This is a genomic window from Pseudomonas sp. P5_B3, from assembly GCF_056400405.1.
Genome location: NZ_JBFULI010000114.1, coordinates 1 through 3,154 on the forward strand (window position 1 = coordinate 1; position 3,154 = coordinate 3,154).

At 60.1% G+C, this 3,154-nt stretch carries 3 protein-coding genes and 2 pseudogenes; 1 reads left to right on the forward strand and 4 read right to left on the reverse strand.

Features of this window, described 5'->3' with window-relative positions; translation table 11 throughout:
- Positions 1-10 precede the first annotated feature (10 nt).
- A pseudogene (locus tag AC1DRN_RS29730) lies at positions 11-103 on the forward strand (YfhL family 4Fe-4S dicluster ferredoxin); the annotation flags it as partial.
- A 190-nt stretch (positions 104-293) separates the two neighbouring features.
- Here AC1DRN_RS29730 and AC1DRN_RS29735 read toward each other — a convergent pair.
- The 4 genes and pseudogenes from AC1DRN_RS29735 to AC1DRN_RS29750 all read right to left on the reverse strand — a co-directional run.
- Positions 294-545: a YfhL family 4Fe-4S dicluster ferredoxin gene (locus AC1DRN_RS29735; RefSeq protein WP_003195146.1), complete on the reverse strand. Its 252-nt coding sequence runs from the start codon at positions 543-545 to the stop codon at positions 294-296.
- 208 nt (positions 546-753) lie between these two features.
- Positions 754-1,233, reverse strand: coding sequence for a pantetheine-phosphate adenylyltransferase (gene coaD / locus AC1DRN_RS29740; RefSeq protein ID WP_223455913.1), 480 nt, complete (start codon positions 1,231-1,233; stop codon positions 754-756).
- A gap of 115 nt (positions 1,234-1,348) precedes the next feature.
- Positions 1,349-2,944 carry a GMC family oxidoreductase gene (locus AC1DRN_RS29745; RefSeq protein WP_223456649.1) on the reverse strand — a complete coding sequence of 532 codons (1,596 nt, stop codon included), beginning with the start codon at positions 2,942-2,944 and terminating at the stop codon, positions 1,349-1,351.
- Between the two features lie 33 nt (positions 2,945-2,977).
- Positions 2,978-3,154, reverse strand: a pseudogene (locus AC1DRN_RS29750) (phenylalanine--tRNA ligase beta subunit-related protein); the annotation flags it as partial.

Consider the following 3,154-nt stretch of genomic DNA (forward strand, 5'->3'; position numbering starts at 1 on the left):
ATAAGAGTGAGTGATCGTCGCGTACCTGTGGACCCAGTGCGTCGGCCACTACGAAGAACCGCAGTGCAAGCTAGTCTGCCCGGTGGATTGCATTACAATGGACTAAGCTCATTCGGAGACTGAAGAACAGTTGATTGAGAAGTACCGTAAAATTACCGGTAAGGCTTGAATGATGTAGTGCTCTTTCGGGCCTAATCGCGATCAAGCTCGCTCCCACACTGGATCTGTGTCGTTCACAAACCCCTGTGGGAGCGAGCTTGCTCGCGATGAGGCCCGAAAGAGCACTACATCATTCAAGCCTTACCGGTAATTTTCCGGTACTTCTCCATCAACTGTTCTTCAGTCTCCGGATGAGCTTCGTCCAGTGGAATGCAATCCACCGGGCAGACTTGCTGGCACTGCGGTTCGTCGTAGTGGCCGACGCACTGGGTGCACAGGTTCGGGTCGATCACGTAGATCTCTTCGCCTTGGGAAATGGCGGCGTTCGGGCACTCGGGTTCGCAGACGTCGCAGTTGATGCAATCGTCGGTGATGATCAGGGACATGCTAACTCCAGCCGGGGCGGCAAGCCCGGGCGCAATAAACCAATGCGCACAATTGTGCCGCATTGGCGCCTGCGTTGCACGCAGGTGCGACGTACTGTAGGAGCCAGCCTGCTGGCGATGAACCCGAGAACGCCGGGGGGTGTCAGGTTTCCCGCGTTATCGTTGACGTCCATCGCGAGCAGGCTCGCTCCTACAGTTTGCGGGGGGGTTATTTCTTGAAGCGTTCGGTCAGGGCATCCGCCACCACAGGGTGCACGAACTTGGTGATATCGCCGCCCAGGGCTGCGATTTCACGGACCAGCGTCGAGGAAATGAACGAGTAGCGTTCGGACGGGGTCAGGAACAGGCTTTCCACATCCGGCGCCAGTTGGCGGTTCATGTTGGCCAGCTGGAATTCGTATTCGAAGTCTGACACCGCGCGCAAACCACGCAGGAACACGTTGGCGTTCTGCTCTTTGGCGAAGTGCGCCAGCAGCGTCGAGAAACCGACGACTTCAACGTTCGGCAGATGTTTAGTGACCTCGCGCGCCAGTTCTACCCGTTGTTCCATAGGAAACAACGGGTTTTTCTTGGGGCTCGCGGCAACGGCAATGATCACGTGATCGAACAGGCGCGAGGCGCGTTCGACCAGATCGCCATGGCCCTTGGTAATAGGGTCGAAGGTACCTGGGTACAACACTCGGTTCATCGCGTCGTCCTGGCGGGAATCCGTTGGGGAGTCGGATGGTATCGCAGCCTTCCCGGTCGGCCAAGTCGCCTGTTGGGTAAGAAAGCACTATAGACGATGGGAATTATCGTTATTTTCATGGTTTTTTTAAACGTTCGGCCAGGGATGTCGCCAGTTGTGCCGTCAGTCCGTAGACCGACAGCTGCGGGTTGGCGCCAATGCTAGTGGGGAACAGCGAGCCGTCGTGAATCGACAGATTGCCCAGTTGATGATGCCGGCCGAGGCTGTCGGTCACCGCGATTGTCGGGTCTTCACCCATGGCACAACCGCCCATCACATGGGCACTGCCCAGGCGTGTGCGATACAGCTCCAGGCTCAGGCCGTCGATCAGCGTGCGCGCTTCGGCGAGGGTCTTCACGTAGCGGGCGTCGGCGTGCATCGGCATCACGGCCTTGGCGCCACCGGCAAACTGGATCTCGGCCATGGTATGGAACGCCCGGCGCAATCCATCCCAGGCGTAAGGCGAGAGCTGATAATCCAGCACCGGTGTGTCATCGCTGCGCAATTCGACGCTGCCACCGGGGCTGTCCGGGTGAAAGCCGTCCCGCAGTAAAGCCAGCATGGCGTGGGTATGCGGCAGATTGGCCATGTGTTGCGAATTCTCCTGGCCGAACCCGCCGAGCAGTGTTGTGGCCAGCGCCGGGTGCAGGGGCGGGACTTCCAGTTTGTAGGACATCTTGCCGGTGGTGCCGTCCTGCCATTGGAAATGGTCGGAATAAATCGACTGCGGCGCGCCGTAGAACGGGTTGACCACTTCGTCGAACAACGCGGCGGACATGTTCACCGGGTGCAGGAAGGTGCGTTTTCCCAGGCGCTTGTGCGGGTCGGGTGCCCCGGAGCGCATCAGCAAGGCCGGGCTGTTGATGCCGCCACCGGACAGCACGAAATGCCGCGCCTTGACCGTGATGGTGCGCCCGGTCGGTGCGACGCAGCGTTCATCCATCGCCGAACATTGCAGGCCGGTGACCTTGTCACCGCTGATGTTAAGTTTTTCGGCGCGGGCCAGGTAAAGCAGCTCGCCACCTTTTTCCAGGGTCGCCGGAATGGTCGTAACCATCATCGATTGCTTGGCGTTGGTCGGGCAGCCCATGCCGCAGTAGCCGAGGTTCCAGCAGCCGCGAACGTTGCGCGGGATGACATGCCACGAGTAATTCAGTGCTTCGCAGCCCTTGCGGATCACATCATTGTTGGCGTTGGGCGGCACCATCCACGGCGCGACGCCCAGGCGTTGCTCCATTTTTTCGAACCACGGCGCCATTTCCGCCGGGCTATGGCCCTTGACGTTGTGCTCTTTGGCCCAGTGTTCCAGGGTCGGTTCCGGAGTGCGGAAACTGGAAGTCCAGTTGATCAGCGTGGTGCCGCCCACCGCCCGGCCCTGGAGGATGGTGATCGCGCCGTCCTTGCTCATGCGGCCGATGCCTTCCTGATAAAGGCTGCTGTAGGCTTGGTCTTCGAGCAGCTTGAAGTCGCTGCTGGTCTTGAGCGGGCCTTCCTCGATCAGCAGCACTTTGTAGCCGGCTGCGCTGAGGATTTCAGCCGTGGTGCCGCCGCCGGCTCCGCTGCCGATGATCGCCACGTCCGCTTCGAGTGCCAGGTCCTGGGTCAGTTGCGAGCCATTGTAGGTTTTCCAGCCTCGGGCCATGCCTTCGCGGAACGGATCGGGTACGGGCATCTTCGGGTTCTCTTTTTATTGTTGGAGTAGGCGGTGAAGCGGCTGACCCAGCTCCAGCATCACGTAGTTGGTGATGTCGACGGCAGCATCGATGCTGCGCACATCGGCACGACGCAGGCGCTCAACCATCCACAGCGGCGTAGGCCTGGACAGGTCGACGTTACGAATCACACGCCCTAGATAACGTGGGCACGCGGCCGGCGCCAGCAC

Bases quoted from the DNA above. Each gene is read 5' to 3' on its own strand.
- coaD (WP_223455913.1), bottom strand. From the start codon at position 1,233: ATGAACCGAGTGTTGTACCCAGGTACCTTCGACCCTATTACCAAGGGC.
- AC1DRN_RS29735 (WP_003195146.1), bottom strand. From the start codon at position 545: ATGTCCCTGATCATCACCGACGATTGCATCAACTGCGACGTCTGCGAA.
- AC1DRN_RS29745 (WP_223456649.1), bottom strand. From the start codon at position 2,944: ATGCCCGTACCCGATCCGTTCCGCGAAGGCATGGCCCGAGGCTGGAAA.